Origin of the sequence: Glutamicibacter sp. NPDC087583 (assembly GCF_044743685.1) — a bacterium.
GTDB lineage: Bacteria > Actinomycetota > Actinomycetes > Actinomycetales > Micrococcaceae > Glutamicibacter.
On sequence record NZ_JBIUWY010000002.1, the window covers coordinates 539,793 to 565,371 of the forward strand.

23 protein-coding genes and 1 pseudogene are annotated in these 25,579 nt (G+C 61.1%); 11 read left to right on the forward strand and 13 right to left on the reverse strand.

What is annotated here, in order from left to right; genetic code table 11:
• Nucleotides 1–4 precede the first annotated feature (4 nt).
• Nucleotides 5–1,222, reverse strand: a complete 1,218-nt coding sequence (locus ACIOU9_RS08655; RefSeq protein WP_105661644.1) for an NRAMP family divalent metal transporter — start codon at nucleotides 1,220–1,222, stop codon at nucleotides 5–7.
• Here ACIOU9_RS08655 and ACIOU9_RS08660 point away from each other — a divergent pair.
• From ACIOU9_RS08660 to ACIOU9_RS08675, 4 genes are all read left to right on the forward strand, one after another.
• Nucleotides 1,176–1,346, forward strand: coding sequence for a hypothetical protein (locus ACIOU9_RS08660; RefSeq protein ID WP_287041205.1), 171 nt, complete (start codon nucleotides 1,176–1,178; stop codon nucleotides 1,344–1,346). The genes ACIOU9_RS08655 and ACIOU9_RS08660 overlap by 47 nt on opposite strands.
• A 101-nt stretch (nucleotides 1,347–1,447) precedes the next feature.
• Nucleotides 1,448–2,047, forward strand: a complete 600-nt coding sequence (locus ACIOU9_RS08665) for a PadR family transcriptional regulator (RefSeq protein WP_402696599.1) — start codon at nucleotides 1,448–1,450, stop codon at nucleotides 2,045–2,047.
• Nucleotides 2,044–2,769, forward strand: a complete 726-nt coding sequence (locus tag ACIOU9_RS08670) for an ABC transporter ATP-binding protein (protein WP_402696600.1) — start codon at nucleotides 2,044–2,046, stop codon at nucleotides 2,767–2,769. The genes ACIOU9_RS08665 and ACIOU9_RS08670 overlap by 4 nt, the downstream gene beginning before the upstream one ends.
• 296 nt (nucleotides 2,770–3,065) lie before the next feature.
• Complete coding sequence (locus tag ACIOU9_RS08675; RefSeq protein ID WP_402696602.1) at nucleotides 3,066–5,681, forward strand: FtsX-like permease family protein; 2,616 nt, start codon at nucleotides 3,066–3,068, stop codon at nucleotides 5,679–5,681.
• Nucleotides 5,682–5,785: 104 nt separating this feature from the next.
• Here ACIOU9_RS08675 and ACIOU9_RS08680 read toward each other — a convergent pair whose 3' ends face one another.
• The 3 genes from ACIOU9_RS08680 to ACIOU9_RS08690 all read right to left on the reverse strand — a co-directional run bounded on the left by ACIOU9_RS08680 (nucleotide 5,786) and on the right by ACIOU9_RS08690 (nucleotide 8,781).
• Complete coding sequence (locus ACIOU9_RS08680; protein WP_287041195.1) at nucleotides 5,786–5,917, reverse strand: hypothetical protein; 132 nt, start codon at nucleotides 5,915–5,917, stop codon at nucleotides 5,786–5,788.
• A 358-nt stretch (nucleotides 5,918–6,275) separates the two neighbouring features.
• Entirely contained in the window at nucleotides 6,276–7,946 is a 1,671-nt protein-coding gene (gene purH, locus ACIOU9_RS08685; RefSeq protein WP_402696603.1) for a bifunctional phosphoribosylaminoimidazolecarboxamide formyltransferase/IMP cyclohydrolase, read from the reverse strand.
• Between the two features lie 97 nt (nucleotides 7,947–8,043).
• The gene (locus ACIOU9_RS08690; RefSeq protein WP_146112261.1) at nucleotides 8,044–8,781 is read right to left on the reverse strand and encodes a hypothetical protein; all 738 of its coding nucleotides are present in this window, start codon (nucleotides 8,779–8,781) and stop codon (nucleotides 8,044–8,046) included.
• 187 nt (nucleotides 8,782–8,968) lie between these two features.
• Here ACIOU9_RS08690 and ACIOU9_RS08695 point away from each other — a divergent pair, with 187 nt between their 5' ends.
• Entirely contained in the window at nucleotides 8,969–10,306 is a 1,338-nt protein-coding gene (locus tag ACIOU9_RS08695; RefSeq protein ID WP_402696605.1) for an MFS transporter, read from the forward strand.
• A gap of 49 nt (nucleotides 10,307–10,355) precedes the next feature.
• Here ACIOU9_RS08695 and ACIOU9_RS08700 read toward each other — a convergent pair whose 3' ends face one another.
• Nucleotides 10,356–10,925 carry a TetR/AcrR family transcriptional regulator gene (locus tag ACIOU9_RS08700; RefSeq protein ID WP_133833191.1) on the reverse strand — a complete coding sequence of 190 codons (570 nt, stop codon included), beginning with the start codon at nucleotides 10,923–10,925 and terminating at the stop codon, nucleotides 10,356–10,358.
• Nucleotides 10,926–11,132: 207 nt separating this feature from the next.
• Between ACIOU9_RS08700 and ACIOU9_RS08705 the strand changes: the two genes are divergently transcribed.
• Nucleotides 11,133–11,801, forward strand: a complete 669-nt coding sequence (locus ACIOU9_RS08705) for a histidine phosphatase family protein (RefSeq protein ID WP_402696607.1) — start codon at nucleotides 11,133–11,135, stop codon at nucleotides 11,799–11,801.
• A gap of 108 nt (nucleotides 11,802–11,909) precedes the next feature.
• Entirely contained in the window at nucleotides 11,910–14,930 is a 3,021-nt protein-coding gene (locus tag ACIOU9_RS08710) for an alpha-mannosidase (RefSeq protein WP_402696609.1), read from the forward strand.
• Between the two features lie 85 nt (nucleotides 14,931–15,015).
• Here ACIOU9_RS08710 and ACIOU9_RS08715 read toward each other — a convergent pair.
• From ACIOU9_RS08715 to purN, 3 genes and pseudogenes are all read right to left on the reverse strand, one after another.
• Nucleotides 15,016–15,096, reverse strand: a pseudogene (locus ACIOU9_RS08715) (hypothetical protein); the annotation flags it as partial.
• A 29-nt stretch (nucleotides 15,097–15,125) separates the two neighbouring features.
• A complete protein-coding gene (locus ACIOU9_RS08720; RefSeq protein WP_402696611.1) occupies nucleotides 15,126–16,640 on the reverse strand; it encodes an SDR family NAD(P)-dependent oxidoreductase in 1,515 nt (504 codons plus the stop codon).
• A gap of 32 nt (nucleotides 16,641–16,672) precedes the next feature.
• Nucleotides 16,673–17,242 carry a phosphoribosylglycinamide formyltransferase gene (gene purN / locus ACIOU9_RS08725; protein ID WP_105661636.1) on the reverse strand — a complete coding sequence of 190 codons (570 nt, stop codon included), beginning with the start codon at nucleotides 17,240–17,242 and terminating at the stop codon, nucleotides 16,673–16,675.
• A gap of 148 nt (nucleotides 17,243–17,390) precedes the next feature.
• On the opposite strand from purN, the gene ACIOU9_RS08730 reads away from it, so the two are divergent.
• Nucleotides 17,391–17,921, forward strand: coding sequence for a DinB family protein (locus ACIOU9_RS08730; RefSeq protein WP_181149021.1), 531 nt, complete (start codon nucleotides 17,391–17,393; stop codon nucleotides 17,919–17,921).
• A gap of 105 nt (nucleotides 17,922–18,026) precedes the next feature.
• On the forward strand, nucleotides 18,027–18,665 hold the full coding sequence (locus tag ACIOU9_RS08735) for a hypothetical protein (RefSeq protein ID WP_402696613.1): 639 nt from the start codon (nucleotides 18,027–18,029) through the stop codon (nucleotides 18,663–18,665).
• A gap of 18 nt (nucleotides 18,666–18,683) precedes the next feature.
• Here ACIOU9_RS08735 and ACIOU9_RS08740 read toward each other — a convergent pair whose 3' ends face one another.
• From ACIOU9_RS08740 to ACIOU9_RS08755, 4 genes are all read right to left on the reverse strand, one after another.
• Nucleotides 18,684–19,994 (reverse strand): DUF6350 family protein, encoded by a 1,311-nt coding sequence (locus ACIOU9_RS08740; protein WP_402696615.1) that lies wholly within the window; start codon nucleotides 19,992–19,994, stop codon nucleotides 18,684–18,686.
• An 83-nt stretch (nucleotides 19,995–20,077) separates the two neighbouring features.
• Nucleotides 20,078–20,887 carry an aldolase/citrate lyase family protein gene (locus ACIOU9_RS08745; RefSeq protein ID WP_402696616.1) on the reverse strand — a complete coding sequence of 270 codons (810 nt, stop codon included), beginning with the start codon at nucleotides 20,885–20,887 and terminating at the stop codon, nucleotides 20,078–20,080.
• A complete protein-coding gene (hpaH, locus tag ACIOU9_RS08750) occupies nucleotides 20,872–21,657 on the reverse strand; it encodes a 2-oxo-hept-4-ene-1,7-dioate hydratase (protein ID WP_105657357.1) in 786 nt (261 codons plus the stop codon). The genes ACIOU9_RS08745 and hpaH overlap by 16 nt, the downstream gene beginning before the upstream one ends.
• Nucleotides 21,658–21,893: 236 nt before the next feature.
• Nucleotides 21,894–22,577, reverse strand: a complete 684-nt coding sequence (locus tag ACIOU9_RS08755; RefSeq protein ID WP_402696618.1) for a CE1759 family FMN reductase — start codon at nucleotides 22,575–22,577, stop codon at nucleotides 21,894–21,896.
• 152 nt (nucleotides 22,578–22,729) lie between these two features.
• Here ACIOU9_RS08755 and kynA point away from each other — a divergent pair, with 152 nt between their 5' ends.
• Both kynA and ACIOU9_RS08765 read left to right on the forward strand, forming a co-directional pair.
• Nucleotides 22,730–23,596 (forward strand): tryptophan 2,3-dioxygenase, encoded by an 867-nt coding sequence (gene kynA / locus ACIOU9_RS08760; RefSeq protein WP_400343604.1) that lies wholly within the window; start codon nucleotides 22,730–22,732, stop codon nucleotides 23,594–23,596.
• A gap of 109 nt (nucleotides 23,597–23,705) precedes the next feature.
• Nucleotides 23,706–24,425 (forward strand): PaaX family transcriptional regulator C-terminal domain-containing protein, encoded by a 720-nt coding sequence (locus ACIOU9_RS08765; RefSeq protein ID WP_400343605.1) that lies wholly within the window; start codon nucleotides 23,706–23,708, stop codon nucleotides 24,423–24,425.
• Here the strand turns inward: ACIOU9_RS08765 and ACIOU9_RS08770 are convergent.
• Nucleotides 24,422–25,306, reverse strand: coding sequence for a CoA transferase (locus ACIOU9_RS08770; protein WP_400343606.1), 885 nt, complete (start codon nucleotides 25,304–25,306; stop codon nucleotides 24,422–24,424). The genes ACIOU9_RS08765 and ACIOU9_RS08770 overlap by 4 nt on opposite strands.
• Between the last annotated feature and the right edge of the window lie 273 nt (nucleotides 25,307–25,579).

The following is a 25,579-nucleotide window of genomic DNA, read 5'->3' on the forward strand; positions in this document are numbered from 1 at the left end:
GCTCCTAGCCGTTCCAGAGGGCTGCCAGACCCGAAATCGAGTTCCAGCCGAGGTAGACGCTGAGCAGCCAGGTCAAGGCACCGATGACCAGCAGGGCCTTGGGGTAGTTGTATCCGTTCATCAGGTCGCGGCGGCGCCATGCGACCCAGAGCAGTACTGCGAAGCCCACAGGAAGGATCAGACCGTTGAAGGCTCCGGCGAAGATCAGCAGGGTTGCCGGCGCCTTGCCCAGGAACAGGTAGATGATCCCGCAGACCACGATGAAAGCCACGGTGATCAGGTTGCGGGTGCGCTCCGGTGTGGTGCGCTTGGTGATGAAGGAAACCGAAGTGTAGGCGGCACCGATCACACTGGTCAGCGCGGCAGCCCAGAGGATGATGCCGAAAGCACGGATGCCGATGGGGCCGGCGGCGTGGCCGAAAGCTTCGGCAGCCTTGTTGTCGCTGGTCAGCGCTACGCCGCCAGCCACAACGCCGAGGATCGCCAGGAAGAGCAGCACGCGCATGACACCGGTGACGATGATTGCCAGGGTCGAGATGTTGGAGATCGACTTGACATGCTCCACGCCCGATGTGCCCGAATCGATCATGCGGTGGGCGCCGGCGTAGGTGATGTAGCCGCCAACGGTGCCGCCGATCAGGGTGGTGATGATCAAGAAATCGATTTTCTCGGGGAGCACCACGTTGCGGATCGCATCGCCCACCGGTGGGGCGGCGACAATTGCCACGTACAGCATCAGCAGGATCATGACGGCTCCCAGCATCACCACAATGCGGTCCAATGCCATGCCGGCTTTCTTTGACAGGAAGACCAGAATGGCGATGGCCGCGGAGATGGCGCCGCCAATTTTGGCATCAACACCCAGCATGGCGTTCAGGCCCAGGCCAGTGCCGGCGATATTGCCGATATTGAAGACCATGCCGCCGATGAATACCAGTGCGGCCAGTACCCAACCGATGCCAGGGACGACTTTGTTGCCCAGTTCCTGGGCACGCATTCCGGATACCCCGATCACGCGCCAGACGTTCAGCTGGACCGCGATGTCCACAAGGATGGAGACGACAATGGCGAAGGCGAAGGCCGCGCCAATTTGGACCGTGAATTCTGTGGTTTGGGTGATGAAGCCCGGTCCGATGGCGCTGGTGGCCATCAGGAACATGGCGCCTAGGAGCGCCGTGCGCCGCGCCTTGCTGCTTTGGGATGTTGACTCAGGAAGTGCCATGATGACGTTCCAATGCGATAGTGGTGACAACCGTCACAAGGTCAATGTGATGGACAAGACTTTACAGGTTGTTGAACAACCTTGGCAAGATGTTGTTGAACAATATTTGCCCATTTCGCAATAGACATGATTCCAGCGAATTCAATACGCATACTCAGTATCTATATTTAACGTATACTCAGTATGCAATCATTTCGCGTACCCATCGCATCCTCCGGAGGTCTCTTGTCTATCCGACATTCTCTTCTTGCCCTATTACACGACCAGCCGATGTATGGATACCAGCTTCGCAGCGAGTTCGAAGAACGCACAGGTTCCACCTGGCCGTTGAATATCGGCCAGGTCTACACGACACTTGACCGTTTGGAGCGCGACGGCTTGGCCCTCAAGGACGGGGATGACGGGGAGGGCCACGTGTTCTACCGAATCACCACGGCAGGCAAGGCCGAGGTTTCCCAGTGGTTTGCAGATCCCGTCGTCGCAACAAACCCGCCCCGCAACGAATTGGCCATCAAGTTGTCCCTGGCAATGACCCTGGACAATGTGGACGTGGAAAAACTCCTGCAGGCGCAGCGCACCGCCTCGATGCGCAACTTGCAGACCTACACCCGGCAGCGTCGCGAAGCAACGAAGTTCGACTCCAACGACTCGCACGATGTTGCCTGGATTCTCGTGCTGGATTCATTGGTCTTTGCCGCCGAGGCCGAAATCCGCTGGCTCGATCACTGTGAAGGATGGCTGAGGAAGTACCGCTTCCGCACCTCGAAAAATCCTGCCGTCCACGCAGCAGAAGCGCTCAATGACTCGAAAGAGGTGACGCGATGAGCAATCAGGTACTCCAGCTTCGCAAAATCTGTATGACATACGGTAGTGGAGCGACGTCCGTGGGAGCCCTGCGGGATATCGACCTAGACGTTTCTGCTGGCGAGTTTGTCGCGGTGATGGGCCCCTCAGGTTCTGGCAAGTCATCGTTGCTGACTCTGGCCGGCGGTTTGGACAAGGCCACTAGCGGTGAAATCTACGTCGAAAACACGCCATTGGGCGCACTGAACATCAATGACCTGGCCCGTCTGCGCCGACGCGCCATCGGGTACGTCTTTCAAGATTTCAATCTTGTGCCGTCTTTGACGGCGGTTGAAAATGTCGCATTGCCCAGAGAGCTGGACGGCGTGCCTTTTCGTAAAGCCCGTCGACAAGCCATGGACGCACTACGCTCCGTGGGGATCGACAAACTGGCGGACCGCTTCATGGACCAAATCTCCGGTGGCCAACGGCAAAGGGTAGCTATCGCCCGGGCCATAGTTGGCGAGCGCCGCCTAATTCTGGCCGATGAACCGACCGGCGCGCTAGATACTGCATCTGGCGACGGAATCATGGAAGCACTACGCCAACGGGCAGATGCCGGATGCGCAGTCGTCCTGGTGACCCATGAAGCCAGACATGCCGGGTGGGCCGACAGGGTACATTTTCTCAAGGACGGAAGAATCGTGGACCAGACAGCGCAATCCTATGATCCGACGGTGCTGCTGGAGCTTCCCGCGAACTAATCATGCCACTGAACTTAGAACCACAACACGGCGACAAAAAACAGCAACTGAAACTCGCGCTTCGCATAGCGTGGCTGGATATCAGGAGAAATCGTGGCCGCTCAGCACTCATTGCGGCGCTCATCGCTGTGCCCATCTTGATGATTTCGGCAGCGCTTGTCGCCGGATTCAGCAAGATGCCCAGCACCGAAGAAACTATAAGAACCGAACTAGGCCAGAGTGCCGGCCGCATCAGCCTCCAATACTCGGATCTTGCCAGCTTAACCCAAGGCCCCAAAGGCGACTTGAGCAGCGTTATGAGCGATTCTGAAGCAGAACCAGAACAACGCAACGGAACGCTTGATGATTTCAAAGATCTGGTACTCTCCGACTACGACGTCCTGCCACTGAGCTCCAGCCCGCTGGCGACCGAACGCGGGGATGCAACGTTGAGTTTCAATGCGGTCATTGGAGACGTCCTGAACCCTGCTTTCGATGGGAAATACAACCTACTCGAAGGGCGCGCAGCCACCGGCAACAGGGAAGCCCTGGGAACCCCCGGCTTCATGCAGCGATTCGACCTGCAGCTAGGCGACCAGTTCTCGAACAATGCAGGGGATTTCACCATGGTCGGCACGGTACGCGATAGCAGTACCAATGATTCGATTCCCACGTTCTTTGCCGCTGAGAGCGACATGCCGGAGAACTTTGCGCCCGGGCCCAATGAAACCATGTATTACCTTCTCGGGCAGAAACCTGCCACCTGGGCGCTGGCTACCGAGCTGAACCAGCACGGAGCAATTCTCACCTCTGCTGAACTGCTGCGCAATCCGCCGACAGCCGAACAAATTGGAGCACCCGAGGATCGCTTCGCGGATGCGCCGAGCGGCAATGGCCTCGACCTCATCGCGACTGGCGCATTGATTGCCACGCTGGCGATGGTGGAAGTGGCGCTGCTGGCTGGCGCCGCGTTCGCGGTAGGAACACGCAAACAGCGGCATGACCTTGCCCTGCTAGCGGCAACAGGTGCCGAAGCGGGCACCCTCAAATCGGTGGTGACTGCCAGCGGCCTATGGCTGGGCCTCATCGGTGGAGTTGCCGGAGCATTGGCGGGGACGGGCGTGGGCATTGCCTGGGTTCTTCTCAAACTCCGCAGCGGAGAAAACCAGCTCTGGCTGCATATCCCCTGGCCGCTGATGCTCGGAGTCATCCTGTTGGCGCTCATCGCCGGCCTGGTATCCGCTTACGTTCCCGCCCGTGCGGTGGCGAAACAAGCTTTGAATGATGCCCTGAGGTCAGGCCGGACAACGAGCAACCACAGTCGCAGGAATCTTCGGCGCGGTATCCTCTGGCTGGCACTTTCGATCCTGTTGCTGGCGTTATCAGCCTCGCTGTCCGTCTTTGGCATCATCCAAGATTTTGAACTTCGCAGTTATCTTGCACTGGTCCTGGTCATTGCGGGAAGCATCGGACTGATTAGCGCATTCATCTTGCTCAGCGCCCCGTTGCTCAGGCTAGTGGCCGCAAAATCCGCTTGGCTTCCGCTGCCGCTGCGTTTGGCAACCCGTGATTCGGCTAGGAATACAGGAAGAACCGTTCCCGCCGTGGCCGCAGTGCTGGCCGCTGCAACGCTATCGAGTGCGCTGTTGATCTACTGGTCGAGTGCCTCGCACAGCGAGAACGAAAATTACCAGTGGAGTTACAACCTCAACCAGATGGCGTTGCCGCTGTCGGTGCAGGAATATTCGCCGAGCGCCGTCGGCTCCGTGAAGATGGCTTCTGCCGACCCATTCACCACGAGAAGGATCAACGCCGAGGATGTGTCGAATGCTGCGGTCAAGGCTTTGGGACCACGCACTAGTGCCCAAACTATTCCGGGTGCTATCGACCAGGGGGAATGCACCAGGCTGGATCCAGACTCCGTTGAGCTCGATGGAATCCTGCATTCTCCGCATTGTTCGACGTGGGCTCTTATGGAACCTAGTGGACATCAATGCTTCGTAGCTCCCGATGGGAAACCTGTTGATCTGCAAGATTGGCGTTGCCACGGATCCATGGCGTCCGATTCAGGTTTTAGCAGCCTTCCCACCATCGTCGTCGGTGGTGAAGAAATACTAGAAGCTCTGCTCGGACGAAAACCTAGCAGTGAAGCGCTGCAAACGTTGAGGGCGGGCGGGGCGGTGATTAGCAATCCGGTGTATCTGAACGAGGACGAGACAACAACGTTGATTTCCTACGACGCCGACGCAGACCCCCAAGAATCGGCAGATGCCTCCCAGCAATGGTCTTCGCAGCGTGCTTCATTCAGTCCTCAAAGCAGTTTCCCCTTGCTGGCCACCGTTGAAGAACCGGCCAAGCCCATTCCGTACTACGCGGTCATTTCACCGGAGACTGCCTCAAGAATTGGGATGCCTTACGATGAGCGGTTGGTATTGCTATCCCTGGGTGAACTTCCCAGTGATGCCGTCAACGACACGCTATTAGTCGCACTGGCTGAAGCGGCAGGAGAAAGCTACGGACCAGAAAAGCTGGAAACTGGCCCGAACTCCAGCGTAGCCACCGCCTTGTGGCAACTGGTCGGTCTCTCCGCTTTGGTCACCTTCAGCGCTACAGGCATTACCGCCGGGTTGGCGTTGGCCGATGGGCGCGAAGACCATTCGGTCTTGGCCAGCATCGGCGCGGATCCACGGCTGCGCAAGTCTCTGTCAGCGGCCCAGCTGTTCTTAACCTCCATATTCGGCACGTTGTTTGGAATCATGGCCGGCATCGTTGCCGCAGGGACGCTGCAATTGCTTTTCAGGGACATGGCGCTAATCATTCCGTGGACGCAGTTGGCGATCATGCTGCTAGTAGTCCCCTGTGCAGGTTCGGCGATGGCGTGGCTACTGACCAAGGGACGGCTGCACGTATTGCGGCACAGGACGCTGGCCTAGCCGGATCGGCTAAGCCACCCTTTGAAACACTCCAGGCCCGAGGTTCAACAACTCTTGAACCTCGGGCCTTTGAGTGCTCTGGGCTGAGGCTTTGCCCCGGCGGATCACTTGGATTGGGTTCCGTCTTCACTGCCGGTTTCGGTGCCAGTCGTGAAGAGGCCCTTCTCACTGGCCAACAGGGCCACAACCTCGGCCACCGAGTCGGGGCTGCCGTAACCCTGGCCCTGTGCCGGCATGAGCTTGCCAAACAGCGGCGAATCAGCGTCTTTCGGCAGCCCGGCACCCTTGCTTGCACCGGGTCACCACACATTCCAAAACACACTCGGGCAAGACTATTGCAGGGACCCGAAACCGAGCTAGGCCAGAGCGCTGCCAAGATCTGGGCCGTGATTACCACCTGTGCCATCCACCTGGCGCTCGAGGACTGCGCCGAGGAGTAGAAGGGGGGACCATGAACCTGGCGACGATTACGCATCAGAATTTCGCCTGGCTCGGTGCCAGGATTCAATAGCATTGTCACTTTAAAGAACCTCAGGCCATGAACCCGTGGAGGGTTCATGGCCTGAGGTCTATACGACTTGCTACCTAGTGTTCCTAGTGGAAGAAGTGGCGTGCACCGGTGAAGTACATCGTGATACCGGCTTCGTTCGCTGCCGCGATGACTTCCTCATCGCGCACCGAACCACCGGGCTGTACGACAGCCTTCACGCCGGCATCGATCAGGATCTGCAGGCCGTCGGCGAATGGGAAGAAAGCATCCGAAGCGGCCACGGAGCCCACGGCACGCTGTTCCGAAGCAGCCGCGTCAGCGTTCTCTGCACCACCGGCGGCATCCGCGCCGGATTCGACCTTCACGCCCAGGGTGTTGGCGCGCTCCACGGCCAGCTTGCAGGAATCGATGCGGTTGACCTGGCCCATGCCAATGCCCACTGCAGCGCCGTCCTTGGCCAGCAGAATCGCGTTGGACTTCGCGGCGCGCACGGCGCTCCAAGCGAATTCCAGATCTGCCAGGGTAGCAGCGTCAGCAGCTTCACCGGCAGCAAGGGTCCAGTTCCCCGGGTTGTCGCCCTCGGCGTCGATCTTGTCGCCAGCCTGGACCAGCATGCCACCGCTTACCTGGCGGAACTCGTTCTTGTTCCGGCCATAGCCTTCTGGCAGGGCCAGCAGGCGGATGTTCTTCTTGGCCGAGAGGATCTGCACGGCTTCGGCCTCGAAGTCCGGGGCAATGACCACCTCGGTGAAGATGCCCTTGACGGTTTCTGCCATTTCCTTGGTGACCGTGCGGTTGGCGGCGATGACGCCGCCGAATGCGGACACCGGGTCGGTAGCGTGGGCCTTGCGGTGCGCATCAGCGATTGGATCTGCCGCGTCATCCGAAGCGACGGCCACACCGCAAGGGTTGGCGTGCTTGACCACAGCCACAGCCGGCTTCTCGAAGTCGTATGCGGCACGCAGTGCAGCATCTGCATCCACGTAGTTGTTGTAGCTCATTGGCTTGCCGTGCAGCTGATCAGCCTGGGCGATGCCGGCTGGAGCGGCTTCGTCAACGTAGAGCGCTGCCTGCTGGTGCGGGTTTTCGCCGTAGCGCAGCACATCGGCTCGCTGCAGGGCCACGCCTGCGTAGGCTGGCCAGTCGATGACGCCGTCGCCGTCCTCATCCAGGAACTGGCTTGCGGTCCACGAGGCTACCGCGGTGTCGTAGGCTGCGGTGTGAGCGTAGGCCTTGGCGGCCAGGCGCTGGCGGGTCTTCAGATCGAAGCCGCCCTCGGCTGCTGCGGAGATGACCTGCGGGTAGAAAACTGGATCAACCACGATGGAAACGGCGGCGTGGTTCTTCGCTGCCGAGCGGACCATGGCTGGGCCCCCGATATCGATCTGCTCGACAACTTCATCCTGCGAGGCACCCGAGGCGACGGTCTGCACGAAGGGGTACAGGTTCACCACCACCAGGTCGATCTGCTCGATATCCATCGAGGAGAGGGTGTCCATGTGCTCGGTGACGCGGCGGTCCGCAAGGATGCCGCCGTGGATGCGCGGGTGCAGGGTCTTGACGCGGCCATCGAGCATTTCAGGGGAACCGGTCACCTGCTCGACCTCGGTCACGGGAATTCCAGCGGCAGCGATCTTCTTGGCCGTGGAGCCGGTGGATACCAGCTGCACGCCTGCGGCGTGCAATCCAGCGGCCAGCTCCTCCAAGCCGGTCTTGTCATAGACGGAAATCAGTGCGCGACGGATAGCGACTTTGTCCAGCACGGTCTTACTCACGAAATTTTTCTCCCGGCGGTGAGAATGAATGGGGCGGGCAGCGCAGAGGCCACCGCCTTCATTCTAACCAAGGAAGGCACCGGAATTTCAGTTCGTGTCAAGCCCCTTCCGGCAATGAGGAAAGGTGCGGGAAATATGAAGAAAGCTGCTTGTCAGTCAGGCAAAGCTGCAGAAGTTTTTCTGCATGTTCTTCATCTGCGACATAGGCCACGAGATCTGCCTTGGTCCGTTCGCCCAACTCTTCGCGCAACGACCGGGCTACCGCAACCAGCGTGTGATAGTAGCGCTTGATAGTAGGTTCCCAGCCATCACGCGCTGCCAGTCCGGTCATCGCCTCGGACCATAGCGTGGCCGCGGGATCTTCGCATAAATCAATGGATGACCAGTGCCAATCGCTGGGTTCCCACTTATCCGAGTAGAAGCTCTCCTCGTCGCTGTCTTCCAGATCCGCTTCCAAGGAGGCCAAGACGTCGTCGAGATCTTCCCCGTCGGAATCCTCGTCATCCGGCTGGTCTTCGTCTTCATCATCGGAATCCGTGATCAGCAGCGAATCGTCTTCCAATGTGACGGTTTCAGGTTCAAGGCTTCCATCGCCGTCGGCATCGGGACGGTCCTCGTAATCGGCAGGCTCATCGGCGTCTTCACCGCGTTCCACCAATTGCTCGCGAGACTCCGTGAGGCGATCTCGTTCCAGGGCCTGCACCGAGTTCAAGGCCAGCAACGGCATGGCGATGCTTTCGCTTTCCTCGGTGCTGACTCCATGCAAGGCAATGGCATAGAAGTCCTGGTCGGGGTGTCCAGCTATCACTTCCGCTGCGTGTCGAAGGGCAGTCACCCGTATAGCCTCTTCGAGAGCGGTCCAATCTACTCCCATGTCCAGAGATTACCCCCTTGCCGGCGCAGACAACAGGCCTTGACGTGGCGGGAGAAGAAGCGTAGAGAGCTACACCTGGAACCTGGTTTTCGGCTATGCTTCACGCGGTACAAACCATTTCTGCTCGCACACCGAAAGGTGCACCACTGTGTCTTCCGCACCCCTGCCTTCTGGCACATCGATCGTGCAAGAGCTGCCGTTCAAATGGAAGGTGCAGGGCACCATTTTCATTATCGGCGGACTCGGCTTCATGTTCGATGCCTGGGACGTGACCCTCAACGGCGCGTTGATTCCATTGGTCGCCGAAGAGTGGGGGCTTGACCGTCCCACCGCGGCCTTGCTGGGCACTTCCAATCTGGTGGGCATGGCCGTGGGCGCCTTCCTCTGGGGCGGGATCGCCGACCGCTATGGACGCAAGAACGCCTTCAGCCTGACGCTTCTGATGTTCTCGCTATTCACCATCCTCGGCGCGCTGTCTCCGAATTTCGGCTTCTTCGTCGCCTTCCGCTTCCTGGCCGGCGTCGGCCTGGGAGGCTGCATCCCGGTGGACTATGCGCTCGTCGGCGAGTTCACCCCTGCCAAGCTGCGCGGACGCGTGCTCACCGCCATGGATGGCTGGTGGCCGGTGGGCGCGGCACTGTCCTTCTTCGTTTCGGGGTGGGTGATGGCCACCGCCGATAATTGGCGGCTGATCCTGGCAGTCATGATCCTGCCCGCATTCATGGTGTACCTGGTACGACGCTCCATGCCCGAATCCCCGCTGTTCTTGGCAGCCAAGGGCCGCGATGCCGAGGCCCGTGCGGTCATCGACCAGCTCGTGGAACGCACCGGGGCCACTGCGCGCGAGTACGTAATTGCACCTGTGGAATTGGAAAAGGCTCCGCGCTGGTGGGAGCAGGTCGCCTCGCTGTGGCGGTACTCCTGGAAGATCACCGCCACCAGCTGGCTGCTGTTCATGACCATTTTGCTGGTCTACTACCTGGCATTGACCTGGTTGCCATCGATTCTGACCGAGGCCGGAATGGCCCAGTCAGCGTCGTTCTTCGCTACCGCGGTGATGGCCCTGATGGGGCTGGTGGGCGTTGTTCTGGCAGCATTGCTGGTGGAGCGGGTAGGCCGTAAATGGCTGCTGGCGATCTCCGCGCCAATCTCAGGCATCGTGCTTGTGATCGTAGCCCAGAACCTGCATATCCCAGCGACCGCGATTGCCTGGGTGCTGGTCTTCGGCGTGGTGGTCCAGGTCGCTATTCCGGTGCTGTATGCCTACGTTTCCGAGCTGTACCCCACCGAATTGCGCGCCAGCGGTTTTGGCTGGGCCTCGACCATGTCCCGCTTTGCCGCCGGCTTCGGTCCCCTGCTTTTCGCGGCGCTGTGGCCAGTGGTCGGGCTGGGCTGGCTGTTTGCCGGCGCGACTGCGCTGGTGCTGGTAGCCGTCGTCTTCATGGCGCGATTCGCTCCAGAAACCCGCGGCATGAGTTTGGATTAAGGATCATCGGCCAGCGGCGAATGCCAGCACCTTCTGGTGCTGGCATTTGCTAGTCCTGCGTAGTTTGCGGGCGCAAGCCATCGCGCATGATCTGCACGATGCGGTCCTCCAAACCAGGCTGGCTCTTGCTGAAGGCCCGCGGCAGTGGACGGGTCATGGCCCCGATGGTGGCAATCAGTTCTATCTCCGTTACGTCTTTGCGGACCAAATTCGCGTTCTTGGCCAAGTCCAAGGCGGAGTGCAGGGACTGGCCGGCCTCTGCCTGGACCTCCAGAATGCGGGGGCTGATCTTCCGTGGCAATTGCAGCCCGAGCGCTTCGCTCAGTGCCCCGAGATTCTGCTGGACCAGCGTGCCAAGCAGAACTTCCCAAGCGTCCGTGTCACCGTCTTCAAGCCGCTGAACCGCTGATTGGGAAGCGATTCGGATATCCCCAAGCGTGCCGAGGGTGACTTCTTCAACCAGCGCATTCCGGTCAGCGAAGTTTCGATACAGTGTGCCGATGCCCACTCCGCTGGCCTCTGCAATAGTTTCCATCGCAATCTGGGCGCCGTGTTCTGCAAATAATTCACGAGCTGCTCGAAGGATGTTCTCACGTCGCCGAAGAGCATCTGAACGCATGAGTGGAATCCGATCTGAAGGAAATTCTGGCGCACGACTTGCCACCTGACGATTTCACGATAGCGGACAGGCAGTGCTCTGACGAAGCGGAAATCAACTTTCCAGAACGAAAAGTTTGCTCCCCGCGCCCGCGCCCAGCCATTCCGCATTTCCAGAAACCGTGCTATCCCTAGGATCTAGAACCTCAAGGCCAAGGAATCCTCGGATATGCGTTTTCAGCTCATCAGGCACGGACAAACCCCATCGAATGTTGCCGGGCAGCTTGATACCGCTTACCCGGGTGCCAGCCTCACTCCGCTGGGGCATTGCCAGGCTCGTGCCCTGCCGCAGGCATTCAGTGGCGGGCAGCTGCAGGCCATCTACGCCTCGACGCTGAACCGCACGCAGCTGACGGCCCAGCCATTGAGCGAATCCACCGGACAGAAGCTGCAGGTCATTGACGGCCTCGAGGAGATTTCAGCCGGGACCTTGGAGATGCAGGCCGACGAGGCCTCACGCTATGCCTACGGCATGTGCCTGCATTCGTGGATGCATGGCGACTGGGAGCAGAAGATGCCCGGCGGGCCGAACGGCTACGACTTCATTGAAAGATATTCCAAGGCCCTGGAAACCATCGCCCGGGCACAGGACTACTCCGGCACGGTCGCGGTATTCAGCCATGGTGCCGCCATTCGCGTCTTCAGCGCATGGGCTACGAAGATGGCGCCTGCCGATGCCGCAGAGCTGCATATCGAGAATACCGGTGGCTCCTTGCTGGAATTGGGCATCGGCGGAACGTGGGCCTTGGAACGGTGGAATCCAGAACCGCTCGGTGGCGACTTCGTTCGCGATGTTCTCACCGAGGACGTGACGGGTGGCGAGGACGGCATCCCCTGAGTACCCCGCTCCACCGGGGATCGCGAGTTGCACCAACTCAGCATCTATTTTTTCGGTAGTCTGGCAGGGGAGCTCATTTTATGCTGAGCGCACAAACGGAAGGCCCTCATGCACGACGACATTTCCCTGACCACCGGACGCGTCCGCCGCGTTCTGACCGAACGTATCCTTCCAGCGATATATTCGGAAACCATGCCATTGACCCTCTCCTGGCACGAATTGCCAGGAGAGCCGATAGCTCCTGCGCAGGGCCTTGCACTGGACTACCAGCCCACAGAGGTTGGTACCCCGTGGGGCGCGGCTTGGGGCACCACATGGTTCCATTTGCAGGGCCAGGTTCCGGCGCATTGGGCCGGACGCCGGGTGGAAGCCGTGATTGATCTGGGATTTGACGTCAACATGACCGGCTTCCAGTGCGAGGGCCTGGTTTACCGGCCCGATGGCATCACCATCAAGGCGATCAACCCGCGCAACCAGTGGGTGCCCATTGCCGGTCAGGCCGAAGGCAATGAGGTCATCGACTTGTACCTGGAAGCGGCATCCAACCCGGTGCTGCTGGACTACCACCCGTTCCTTCCCACCGAGCAGGGCGATATCCTTACCTCGTCTTCGCGCCGGCTGTACACCACCCGCCGCATGGACCTGGCGGTCTTTGAATCCGTAGTACACGAGTTATCGCTGGATCTGGAGGTGCTGCTGGATCTGCAAGAGCAGCTGCCGGCCGGCCCGCGCAAGATGCAGGTGCTGCAGGCCATGGACAACGCGTTGGACGTGCTCGACCTGCAGCGGATTACCGAGACCGCGCAGGCCGCCCGCAAGGAGCTGGCAGCGGTCCTGGCCGCCCCAGCCGAGCACAGTGCGCACCAGATTTCCGCGATTGGCCACTCGCATATCGACTCGGCCTGGCTGTGGCCGCTGCGCGAAACCATCCGCAAGGTCTCCCGCACCTGCTCCTCGATGGTGGAGCTGCTGGGCGACGAGGAAGAATTCCTCTACGGCATGTCCAGCGCCCAGCAGTACAAGTGGCTCAAGACCCATCGCCCCGAGGTCTGGGATCGGGTGAAGAAGGCCATTGCCGACGGGCGCTTCCTGCCGCTGGGCGGCATGTGGGTCGAGTCCGATACCGTGATGCCCTCGGGTGAATCGCTGGTCCGCCAGTTCCTCTACGGCCAGAAGTTCTTCCGCGACGAATTCGGCATCGCTTCAAAGGGCGTCTGGCTGCCCGATTCCTTCGGATACTCCCCTGCCCTGCCCCAGCTGATGCGCCGGGCCGGCTTCGAATGGTTCTTCACCCAGAAGATCTCCTGGAACCAGCAGAACAAATTCCCGCACCACACCTTCGATTGGGAAGGCATCGACGGCTCGCGCGTATTCAGCCACTTCCCGTCGATGGACACCTACAACTCGCAGCTCTCCGGGGAGGAAGTCGCCAAGGCCTCGCGCCAGTTCCGCGAAGCCCGGCTTGCCAACAACTCCATCGCACCGGTCGGCTGGGGCGATGGCGGCGGCGGCACCACCCGGGAAATGACCGGCAAAGCCAAGCGCCTGGCCAACCTGGAAGGCAGTGCCAAAGTCCGGTGGGAACACCCGAACGACTTCTTCGACCGGGCCAAGGCCGAGCTGCCCAACCCTCCGGTATGGGTGGGAGAGCTCTACCTGGAGCTGCACCGCGCCACGCTGACCAGCCAGCACCAGACCAAGTCGGGCAACCGCCGCACCGAGCAGCTGCTGGTCGAGGCCGAACTGTGGGCGGCTACCGCAGCCATCCGCACCGGGGCCGAGTACCCGTACGAGCAGCTCGACGAACTGTGGGAAACCGTGCTGCTCCACCAGTTCCATGACATCCTGCCCGGCACCTCCATCGCCTGGGTGCACCGCGAAGTGGTGGCACGCTACGCCCAGGTCATCGAGCAGGCCGAGGCGCTGATCCGCGCCGCCCAGCAGCAGCTGGCTGGCGAGGGCTCCACCCCTATTGCATTCAACGGTGCGGCGTTCGCGCGCAATAACCTGGCCTTCGGCCAGGCCAGGGAAGTGGAAGCCGTTCCTGTTTCCGCGGTCCGGGCAACGGCAGCCGATGGCGGCTACATCCTGGATAACTCGGTCATCCGGGTGGCGGTCAATGCCCAGGGCCTGATTGCCTCCGCGGTGGATCTGGCTACCGGCCGTGAAACTATTGCCGAGGGCCAGGAAGCGAACCTGCTGCAATTGCACCAGGACTTCCCGAACATGTGGGATGCCTGGGACGTGGACAAGTACTACCGCAACCAGGTCACCGACCTGCGCGAGCTCGATAGCCTGGAGCTGTCATCGCGCGAGGACGGCAGCCAGGTCATCACGATTGCCCGCAGCTTCTCCAAATCCACGCTGGTCCAGGAACTATCGCTGGCGCCAGGCTCGCGGACCGTGCAGATCTCGCAGAGTACCGATTGGCATGAGGCAGAGAAATTCCTCAAGGTCGCCTTCCCGCTGGATATCCGTGCCGAGCATGCAATTGCCGAAACCCAGTTCGGCTACCACAAGCGCGCCACCCACGTGAATACCAGCTGGGAAGCGGCGAAGTTCGAAACTTCCATGCACCGCTTCGTGCTGGCCGAGGAACCCGGCTTCGGCGCGGCACTGGTCAATGATTCCATCTACGGATTCGATGTCACCCGCGATGCCAAGGACGCGGCCGTCACGACAACCATGCGCCTGTCATTGCTGCGAGCCCCGCGCTTCCCGGATCCTGAAACCGACCAAGGCCTGCAGGCCCACCGCTACGGTTTGGTCATCGGCGCGGACGTGGCCATGGCAACAGAAGCCGGCGCCTTGCTCAACAGCGCAGAGCGAGTCGTCCATGGCGCCCACGGCGTGGACCCGCTGGTATCGGTCACCGGTGAAGGCCTGGTGATTTCCAGCGTGAAGCTGGCTGCGGACCACTCCGGCGATTTGGTGGTGCGGGTCTATGAATCCCTGGGGCGCCGTGCCAGCGGCAGCCTGTTGGTCAACGCGCAGGCCTTGTCTGCAGCCACCGCGAGCCTGCTGGAAGATGAGCTGGCGGGGCAGGCCATCGAGCTTTCCGATGGTGCTGTGCCGCTGAAGCTGGGCGCTTTCGAAGTGCGCACCCTGCGCTTCGCCCTGGCCAGGTAACCGCGGGTTCCGGGGCTGGACCTTCGCACGCCATGGCGTGCGAAGGTCCAGCCCCGCTGCAATCCACGGTCCTGGCTTGCTGGAATCACTGGATCAGTCTCCCGTCCGGAGCAACCGCATACCAGACCCCGCCTACGCCCTGGCCGTTGGTATCACCGGGCTTGGCGTCCTAGCCGGGGAGGATTCCGCCGACCCCTACCAGGGCGATGGCTCATAGTCCTTGAGGAAGCAGCCATACAGGTCAATGCCGCGTTCCCCGTCAACGATCGGCTGGTACACCCGGGCCGCGCCATCAATCAGGTCCAAGGGGGCGTGCCATCCGTCGGCAACTTTCCGGACCTTCGCATCATGCGGGCGCTCATCGGTGATCCACCCGGTGTCCACCGCGCTCATGAGGATCCGGTCGGTCTTCAGCATCTCTTCCGCGCTGGTGCGGGTGAGCATGTTCAGCGAGGCCTTGGCCATATTGGTGTGCGGGTGCCCGGCCCCCTTGTAGCGGCGGGAGAACTGGCCTTCCATCGCCGAGACGTTCACGATGTACTTGCGCCGGGCCCCGCTGGCGGCCAAGGCCGGGCGCAGCCGCGAAGCGAGCAGGAACGGGGCGGTGACATTGCACAACTGCACTTCGAGCATTTCCAGGGCATCAACATCACCCAGGATCTGCGTCCAGGAATTATCCGTCACCACGTCCGGGATCAAGCCCCCGGCATCGATTGCGGTTCCCGCTGCGATTCGTTCCAGCGATGCGGAGCCGGCCCTCATGGCCAGATCGGCCAGCTGCTGCGCATCGTAGCTTTCCGATGCCGCCGGGGCCAGCAGGGCTGATTCTTCCAGGCGGAAGGCACTGGCCAGGGCCTTGGGATGCTCGGAGGGCGGGTTCGCTTCGCCCCACAGCTCCGGTCCCCCGTTGCCAGGCAGCAACTGCGCGGTCAGGGGCTGCTGCTCGGATTCGACCAGATGCTGGTAGGAGTTGGCCGTGCGCCGCACGGTCTGGGCGGCGTTGTTGATCAGGATATCGAGCGGTCCTTCGGCAGCGACGCGGTCGGCCAGGGAGATGACCTGTGCCGGGTCGCGCAAGTCGATGCCGGCAATGCGCAGCCGGTGCATCCATTCGGCACTGTCCTCCAGTGCCGCGAAGCGCCGTGCGGCGTCCTTGGGAAAACGCGTGGTGATGGTGGTGTGGGCTCCATCGCGCAGCAGCCGCAGCGCGATGTGCATGCCGATTTTGGCTCGCCCGCCGGTCAGCAAGGCGCGCTTGCCGCTCAGGTCCGCGCGCGCGTCTCTGCGTTCGCGTCCCTGTGCGGCGCAGTCAGGGCAAAGATAATGGTGGAAGGCATCCACGGTGGTGTAGCGCTGCTTGCAGATGTAGCAGCCACGCGGCTTGCGGAATTCCCCGGCGCTTGCGCTTCCGGTTGAACTGCTCAGGTCCAGGCCGAGGGTTTCGTCATCCAGCCGTTGCGGCGAGCCGGTGGCGGTGCGCTCGATCACTGCCCTGTCCGCGGCACTGATCTCGGCACGCTTTTGGGACTTGCGGTAGCGCTTGGCCGCCTTGAACATGTTGCTGGTGGCCCTGCGCACGGCAATGTGCCGTTCATCCTCGGGATCCAGCTGGTGCACCACCGACAGGACCTTCAAAGCGGCGGATAGTTCTGCTTCGGTAAACAGTTCGGTTTCTGGTGCCTGCAAAGGCAGCGGCGTAGGTTCAGTCATCTCCCCACCAATTTTACGCGGTGGGCAGCGCCCTATTTTCCCTTGGCGAGATCGGCGAGCGTGGCAATGAGCAGGCGGCGCTCGACGAGCTTGATGCGCTCATGCAGCGATTCCTCGGTGTCGTGCTCTTCAATCGGCACGGCTTCCTGGCGCAGGATCGGACCGGTATCAACCCCGGCATCGGCAATGTGCACGGTGCAGCCGGTGACCTTCACGCCGTAGGCCAGCGCATCGCGCACGCCGTGGGCGCCGGGGAAGGACGGCAACAGCGCAGGGTGGGTGTTGATGTAGGTGCCGTCGAAGGCATTGATGAATTCCTCGCCGACGATGCGCATGAAACCGGAGGAGACAACATAGTCCGGGGCGTAGGACAAGCACTTTCCGGTGAGCGCATGGTTCCATTCGCCGCGATCCGCGTAGTCCTTGAAGTTCACGACGAACGTTTCGATTCCGGCTTCATCCGAACGCTGCACGCCGTAGGTGCCGTGCTTATCCGCTCCCACGGCCGCAATCTCGACATTGTCCAGCTGGCCGTCGGCCACTGCATCGATGACTGCCTGGAGATTAGAACCGGTACCTGAAACCAAAACCACAATGCGCATGAATTCAATTCTACGGTTCGCCGGGGCCGGCGCTTCATCCCGGACGCAATGTTGCATGGCGTTTCGATCCGCAAGCCTTTTCCCGGCACCGTTGTCGCGCGCCGGCCCTAAACTGGCCTTGAGAGTTCCATTCGAAGTGGAGATGCTGATGAGCCAGATAGTTCCCGACGGCAAGGACTGGACCGTTGTCCTGGAGACGGTATGCGCGCAGTGCGCCGTCGATGTGCGCGGCATCTCGCCCGGCGATGCCATGACCCAGCTTCCGGTGTGCGTGGACCGCTACATCGAGGTGCTCGCGCGCCCCGATGCGCAGACCCGCACGAACCCTGCCCGCTGGAGCGACCAGGAGTACGTGGCCCACGTCGCCGAAATGCTGCAGGTGATGACCGGGCGCCTGGACCTGATGCTTGAGCACGATGACCCGACGTTCCCCAACTGGGACCAGGACCGGGCCGCCGATGAGGGAAACTACAATTCGCTGCCTGCAGGGCAGGTCGCCGAGCTGTTGCGAGAAAGCGCCGCCCGCTACGCCGCGAAGCTGTCGAGCATCGACCCGGCGCAGTATTCCCGCCGCGGCCTGCGCTCGAACGGTGCCGCGTTCACCATTGAAACGCTGAATCAGTATGCCTGGCATGACGTCATGCATCATCTGTGGGATCTGGCTCCGCAGACCAGCTAGGCGCGCCCGACACAAACGAAGGGGCCAAATGGCAGGTGCACTGCCCTTTGGCTAGACTTCTTGGCGTACGCGCGAAAACAGTTCTACATAAGGAGCCAGGCAGTCATGCCCAAGGCATATTTCGGGAAAATTTCTGCACTGGCTTTCACCGGGCTGCTGTCCTTGACCGCGTGTTCTGCCGGGATTCCGGAGACCGGTGAATCCGCTGCTCCAGTCCCATCGGCTGAAGAATACATGCCGCTGCTGGTGCAAACGCAGGATGATGATGACAAGCTTCCCGAAGGCTTTGAGGATACCGAGTCCTACGACGCGGAAACCCGCCACCTGCTGGCCACCTCGGACTTCGGCAGGCACTACGTTGCCGTAGGCAGCGAAGGCCAGCTGTGCATGATCGCCGTTCCCAAGCCTGTGGAAGAAGATGGCGATTACGAGATCGCCGGGACCACCTGCCCGACGATGGATTATGTGGTCCAGAACGGTATTCCGCTCAAGGTCGATGGCGGTGAAAACAGCTTCAAGACCGTCACTTACCTGATGCCGGCTGGCATCAGCGACGTGACGGTGGAGAACTCCATCTCCGAGCTTCGCGCCAAGCATCCCGAACTTGAAGCCGAGGATATCCAGGTAGTTGCCGAGAATGATTCGGTGCTGCTGGTGATGGAGGAGTCGACTGCCAGTGTGCTGGGGACGATCACCATCAACCGCCCCGATGGCGATCCGCTGGTCCTGGCCAGCCTGACCTAGGCCAACAGCGGCAAGCCTCTAGCCTTCGAGTACCGGGTCGGTCTCGAACAGCGGGGCAATCAGGTAGCCGATCGCGGTGCCCACGCCGATTTGCAGTGCCAGGGCACCTGCGGTCGCCCACATGTTCGGGCCGATCTCTACCAGTCGCCCAATGGCCAGGGAGCCGGATGACAGCCAGGAACCGATCAGGCTCAGCAGCCCGCAGACAATGCCGGTGAAGACCGCCAAGGACGCGGTCGATGCCGCCAGCGACAGGGCATTGAACGGAATGCGACGGGCAAACCAGTCTTCGAGGTGGTTCTCGCCAACGCGCAAGAAGTACCAGCCGGCCACGATGCCCGCGGCCACGGGAATCAGCAGGAACAGCCATTGATGGGCCATCTCTCCTGAAGGAAGGGAAACCAGCATCGGAATCGACGGCAGCGGACCCACCGTGGTTTCCAAGGTGGACAGGGTGCTGCCGGTACCGATGCTGAAACCGCCACCGCTGATCCAGGACAAGACCCAGAACACTGCGTTCGGGATGAAGGACAACTGCACCGTGGTCAGCGCGGCCGAGCCGATCGGGCCGGGGCGCAGCTCCTGCGACACGTTGGCGACGTCGGTCCAGTGCACGCCCAGGTTGATGGCCAGCAGCAATCCGGAGATTCCCACGGCAGCGACATAGCCGAGGAACCCGGCCACGATCACATGCCATACGTAGGATCCGGCCCAGCGGCGATGCGGTGAGATCCGCTGGATATAGGCGGCCGTATCGACACCGAAAAGGCGAGCCCAGGAGCCTGCTTCGCGCCGCGCGCCAATGATCAGGCCCACGAGCGCGATGATCAGCGGAATGAAGGTCGCCGCGATGATATTGACCCGCGCATGCGCGTTATTGGCGAGGAACCCGATACCGGTACTGATGGCCCCGTAGGCCACGAAGGCGCCGAGCAGCCCTTGCCAGAGCTGGTCGGTGTAGGAAGCGCGAGCGATGCGCCGTCCTGCACGCAAGCAGAACAAGAACGGCAACAGCGATAGCCCCAACGGGATCAGCGTGACCCATCCGGTCACTGAACTGGGGTCAGCTTCGGGGCCGAGATTCAGGATCTCCACCGGCACGCCGTGGATAAGCAGCCAAATGAGGCCGCCGAACTGCAAGATGGCCTCAAACGAGTCTTCGAGGAAGCCTCCGCTGAAATAGACGGCGACCAGCGGCAGGGTGATCAGGGCAAGGCAAAAGACCACGGATTGCAGTATCTCGAAGACCCCCTGCAACGCCAGGGGCATTGGCCAGCCGTTGCGCAGGCGCAACATCACTGCCTTCATGGGTTTCTTTTCGCGGCTCATCATCTTCAATGTTGCCATCATTGGCGCCGACCGGCCTCGATCGACGCGCAATGATGACCTGAAGGGTTGCCTAGAACACTGGGCTAATAGCTGTCCGGAGCAGCGCTTTGGGCCTCGGAATTGAAGCTTGCAGCCAGTGCTTCGGTGGCACGCGCCAGCAGTGCCACGTCGGCACCCACGCCTACGTAATCCGCGCCGGCGGCCATGTATTCGCGGGCGCTCTTCTGGTCGAAGGCGTTGACCCCGGCATACTTGCCTGCGGCCTTGGCGGCATTGATGGACTTGATCACCGCAGCGACCACGTCCGGGTGGCCCTGCTGGCCGATGACGCCCATGGAGGCGGCCAGGTCCGATGGACCGATGAAAATCCCGTCAACACCTTCGGTGGCAACGATTTCCTCGACGTTCCGCACCGCTTCATCCGCTTCGATTTGAACCATGATGGTGATGGTCTCATCAGCGCGGGTCAGGTACTCGGGGATGCGGTTCCAGCGAGCCGAGCGGGCCAGGGCGGAACCGACACCGCGTACGCCCTTGGGCGGGTACTGGCAGGAGGCGACGGCAGCGGCGGCTTGCTGGGCATCATTGACCATCGGGATGATCAGCGACTGCACGCCCAGGTCCAGGAACTGCTTGATCACCACCGGATCGTTGACCGCAGGGCGGACCACTGGAACGACCGGGTAGCTGCGCACGGCCTGCAGCTGGGCCAAAATGTTCTGCAGGTCGTTGGGCGAATGCTCGCCATCGATGAACAACCAATCGAACCCTGCACCTGCGCAGATTTCAGCGATCAGCGGGGAAGCTGAACAGACCCAGATGCCTGCCAACGAGTGGTCGGCGTCCTTGAGCGCATCCTTCAGCGACGGATCCGCTTCTACTCGAAATGACATGTCACAGTTCCTAGCGGTCCGTAATCGGCAAAGACGGTATCCCCTGCATTGACCCACATCGGGCGGGTGAAGGATCCGGCCAGGATGATTTCCCCGGCCTTGAGCTTGTCGCCGTGCGGGGCAATCTTGTTGGCGAGCCAGTACACGCCAGCGGCAGGGTGGTTCAGCACACCGGCTGCGACACCGGTTTCTTCGACGGTCTGGTTCTTGAACAAGATCCCGGAGACCCAACGCAAATCGATGTTCTCCGGCTTGACCGGGTTGCCGCCGATCACCATGGCACCCATGGCGGCGTTGTCGCTGATGGTATCCACAATGGTGCGGCCTTCCATCTCCACGCGGGCATCGAGGATTTCCAAAGCGGGGATGACGTATTCGGTAGCTTCGAGCACATCGAAAATGTTCGCCCTCGGGCCTTCGATGTCCTTCTTGAGCTTGAAGGCCAGCTCCATCTCTACGCGGGCACCGGTGAAGTCTTCCCACTTCAGCTTCGCGCCGGAGTCGTAGACCATGTCATCGAAGATGATTCCGTAGTCAGGCTCGGTGATTCCGGTAGCCATCTGCATGGCGCGGGAGGTCAGCCCGATCTTGCGGCCGACCAGCACGCGGCCAGCGGCTTCGGAGCGCTGGCGCCACAGGTTCTGGACCCGGTAGGAATCTTCTACCGTCATTTCTGGATAGCGTGCGGTCAGACGCGGCACGGGAGTCCGTGTCTCGCCGGCCTGGACCAGCTCATCGGCAATGGCCGTGATTGTTTCCTCGGATAGCATCGACGGCTACACCTTTCACTACTGTTCAAACCTCTTGGGGCTGCCGCCATCTCGAGGAGATGACTTAGCTCACGGTTCTTGATCGTACCGAGGTTCGAGATTGAAGGCACATCGTACTAACATTCTGCTCGACTTTTCGTGGCCTTTCGGGCTCCTTTTCGCAAAAGATTTGGCCCACCGCCATGCGCCCCGGTGCGGGTACATGGCCGTGGGCCCAACCTGGCGGAACGACCGTCTCAGGATCCGGATTTGAGGTTTGCCAGCATCGCTTCGAAGGGCAGTGAGGAGAGTTCATCATCGGGGTCGGCGAATTCGCTGACCGAGGGAGCGATGGAACGGGTATCCCCCAAATCCGCATCAGCAGAGAATTCCCCTTCGTTCAGGGACAGCGCCAGGACGACTTCTCGCGCAACCCGGCGAGCGCGATCTGCCAGCGTGCCGGTCAACCCCTGTCCCCCGAAGTCTTCCGAAGCCGCGAAAACCGTTGTCGGCATGATGTGCGCCCTGAGGTAGGAGAAGATCGGACGCATGGCGTAGTCAACCGCGAGCTGGTGCCGCTGGGTTCCCGCGGTGGCAGCGAGCACGACCGGTTTGCCGTTGAGCGATTTAGGGTCCAGGATATCGAGGAAGGACTTGAAGAGGCCTGAGACCGAGGCCGTGAAGACCGGGGTGACGGCAACGAGCACGTCGGCATTCACCACTGCGTCGATAACTTTTTGCAGGCCCGGGGCGGCGAAACCGGTCAGCATATTATTAGTGATTTCACCAGCATGCTCACGCAGTTCGATATTGCTCACGTCGGCTTGCACGCCGGCGGCAGCTAGCTGCGCGGCAATATTCTCTCCGATTTGCTGGCCCAGCAGCGAGGAGCTCGATGGGGTTCCCAGCCCACCGCTGATGACGACTACTGACTTGCTCACTGTTCTTGCCTTTCACTATTTATATGCGTATGCATGTATCAACAGCGGGGGCGCCGGACGTATTCCCGGCATCGGCAGATCTTTTCGCCTCGTCGGCTCAATTCGGTTTTTCACTATTGTGACGGTCGCAATCTTATTGATAATATCTGCATATGAGCACTCCGAAGCCACAGACCGAGAATCAGCGCGCGATTGAAGATGGCGTCCGCACTGACTTCAAAAACACGATGTCCTACGGCGGCTACCTTGATCTGGAACGCATCCTGTCAGCGCAGCATCCGGTCAGCGTTCCCGAGCACCACGATGAAATGCTCTTCATCATCCAGCACCAGACCAGCGAACTGTGGCTCAAGCTCATGCTCCATGAACTCCTCGAAGCACGCCGCCTGCTGGGCCTCGATGACTTCGGCAAGGCCCTGAAATGCCTTGCCCGTGTAAAGCACATCCAGAAGACCCTGACCGAGCAGTGGTCGGTCCTGGCGACCTTGACGCCGCGCGAATATGCACAGTTCCGCGACTTCCTCGGCTCCTCCTCCGGTTTCCAGTCCTTCCAGTACCGCGCCGTGGAGTTCATTCTGGGCAACAAGCATGAAGGCATGCTCAAGGTCCACGAGGCAGATCCAAAGGCCCACGAGCTACTGTCCAAACTGCTTCACGAGCCAGGTCTCTACGATGTGTTCCTGGCGGCCTTGTCCCGCCACGGTTACGACATTCCCGAAGAAGTGCTTGCACGGGACGTCACCAAGCCTTGGGCATTCCAGGAGGCACTGGTGCCAATATTCAAGGATATCTACGAGTCCGAGGACACCCGCTGGGGCTTCTACCAAGCCTGCGAGGACCTGGTAGACGTCGAGGACAACTTCCAGGCATGGCGCTTCCGCCACATGCGCGTTGTCCAGCGCACCATCGGATTCAAGCGCGGCACCGGTGGCTCCTCGGGCGTTGACTTCCTCAAACGCGCCCTGGACCTGACCTTTTTCCCAGAGCTGTTCGCGGTGCGTACCGAAATTGGCAAGTAGCACCTCCCTCACGGCTCTGAGCCTCGATGATTTCGAGGCGAGATGCGGAAGCGCCACCTCGATTATCCGCACGATTACCGGCCTTTATATACGGCATGAGAAAACTCCGGTGGCGCGCACCAGAATAGTGGAACTGGCACATGCTGCCGGAGTTTCGGTCCCTGCGGCGCAAACCGCCATCTCCCGACTGATTGACCGGGAAGTGCTGGAAGCAGCGCAATCTTCCACCTTGCGCGTTTCGAGCGCGGCGCAACAGATGTTCGAACGTGGCACCAGAAGAATATTCACCCCGCGCCAAATGTCAGGCAGCGATCCCTGGTGCCTGGTGGCCTACTCACTGCCGGAGACCTTGCGCTCCCTGCGCCACCAGGTACGCAAGCATTTCGTGCAGCTTGGCGGCGGCACGCTCGGCTCCGGATTATGGATTTTCCCCGAGTACCTGCGAGAGGAAGTATCGGCGGTGCTCAATGCCCTGGGAGCCAGGGAACACGCGACGCTTTTTACCGCCCAGCAACCATACTTCCCCGGAACACCGCAGCAGGCTGCCGGGCAGTGGTGGGATCTTGAGCGCCTGGGCACGTTGCATCGAGCGTTCCTGGAGAGCACCGCTTCCCTGGATTCCAGCGACATTGCTCCGCCCAGTGCTTATCGGGGGTATGTCACGATGGTCGATTCATGGCGTGCTCTGCCCTACCTTGACCCCGGCTTGCCGGAGTTCATGCTGCCCGCCCACTGGCCTGGCGATGAGAGCAGGGAACGTTTCTTGGCACTGTCCACCGCATTCCAGGAATCGGCCTTGCTCTTCGCACGCTCGCTTCTGGCTTCCTAGTTCCAGACTGGTTCATCTTCTCCATACGGAGCAGGCGGACCAGGGTAGTCCAGCCCCTGGCCTGCCATGCTGAAGGGCGGCGGGACATACTCAAGGGTGCCGAAAGTACTTTCCACCCGCTTCAGCCGCACGCCACCGTCGAATTGAGCGGGGCGTTGCGGGGCGTCGAAGGCGAACAGCGCATGAGCGGTCCGAGCCAAGGAGAATCGCACCGACCCGGTACGCCCTTGGACACTGCGCGCCCGAACCAAAGCGATGACGGCAGCAGCGAGCCCGTAGCCAGTGGCGTGGTCCAAAGCCTGCACCGGCAATGCGCCCGGTGATTGCCCGTTACCACGGTAAGCCTCCGAGATGCCGGTGGCAGCTTGCACGATACTGTCGAACCCGCGCCGTTGGGCCCAGGGTCCTTCGAAGCCCCACGCACCTAATTCAGCAACAACGAGCTGCGGGTACCGCTGGGCTAATTCATCCCCGCCAAGCCCTGCCTTGGCCAAAGCCCCGGGGCGATAGCCCAAGAGGACGGCATCAGCATCCTGCAGCAGTTCGTGGATCCGCGCCTGCCCTGCTGCGTTTTTCAAATCCAGCAGCGTGCTGCGCTTGCCGAATCCGGTATCAACATATTGCCAAGGCAATTCGGGGAGCAGCGGTCCGTCCACGCGCAAGACCTGGGCACCAAGTGCTGCCAACGCCCTGGTTGCGGTGGGGCCAGCGATGACCCGTGTGAGGTCCAGAACCTTCAACCCTCGAAGGGGCATTGCTGCACGCGGGTCAAATTTCCAGACCGGAGCCGAACCTGTTGGGCGCATGCGGAATTGAGCCCAGTGCCCGCTGCCGGCCGCTTGGCCCTCTGCCGAGCTGAGCCACTGTTGACGGGATCGCACCTGCGCGGCTATTCCACCAGCGGCAATAATGCGTTCTTGGGCATCGTGGGCACAAAGGCTTGCCACTGCGTCGGCGATGTCAATCCCCGAAGATGTTCCCAATGCAGAGTGGAGCGAGCGTTCATGGTGAGGGTAATTCGCGTGGGTTCTGATCCAGCCGTCGGCCGTTCGGTAGAATCCCGAATATCGAGCAAAACCTTGTGGTTTCTGCCCCGCGATGCGCAAGTGGGCAGAGGACGCGAAGGCAGCTGCGATATCCGGCGTCGCCGTGGC